Raw genomic sequence first — 731 nt, 5'->3', positions numbered from 1 at the left:
CAGCGCACCGCAGCCTCCTGCATTAAGAACAATATCATCCGCTTGAATGGATTCAAACGCCATAATATTTTGCTTCGCTAACTTCTTTGCCTGATCTTTTTCTCCTCCATGCGCATGCAGTGCGCCGCAGCACGTCTGCACTTCTGGTATAACGACCTTACACCCCGCTTTTTGTAAAAGTGCAATCGTCGCGTTGTTTGTTTCCATAAACATCGTATCCATTAAACACCCTGTAAAAAAAGCAACCGTACGCTCTATTGTTCCTTCTGCTTCGAATAAAAACGGCCGTTTCTTCATTTCTTTTTTGGTTGGCACAGGCGGAAGCGTTTTTTCCATTTGTGCTAGATTACCAGGAAGGACGTTTAGTATGTTTGTTTTTTGAACAGCTTTTTGCAAGCCGCTTCTTTGATAGAAAGCAAGCAGAGAATGTACATTTTTTAATCGTTCTTTATGCGGAAAAAGCTGTTCGAACACCATATGCCTGAGCGCTTTTACCGGCCATTTATGCCTTTTTTTCTGCTGAATAATATCACGCGCTTCTTCTAATAAGTGTCCGTACTTCACACCCGAAGGACAAACAGGCTCACACGCTCGGCAGCCAAGACAAAGATTCAATTGTTTTTCAACAGATTCATCAGGTTCAATAAGTCCGTCTACAACTCCTTTCATCAAAGCAATTCTTCCGCGCGGTGAAGCTGCTTCATATTGATTCGTTTGTCCATACGTCGGAC

Annotated in this window: 1 protein-coding gene; it reads right to left on the bottom strand. The window is 43.1% G+C overall.

What is annotated here, in order from left to right:
• The coding region (locus AC1DRF_RS30830) for a (Fe-S)-binding protein (RefSeq protein ID WP_477742679.1) at positions 1-731 on the bottom strand (731 nt) is incomplete at both ends.

The sequence above is a fragment of the Priestia sp. P5_B4 genome, from assembly GCF_056400385.1.
This window is presented reverse-complemented; position numbering and strand designations above follow the sequence as displayed.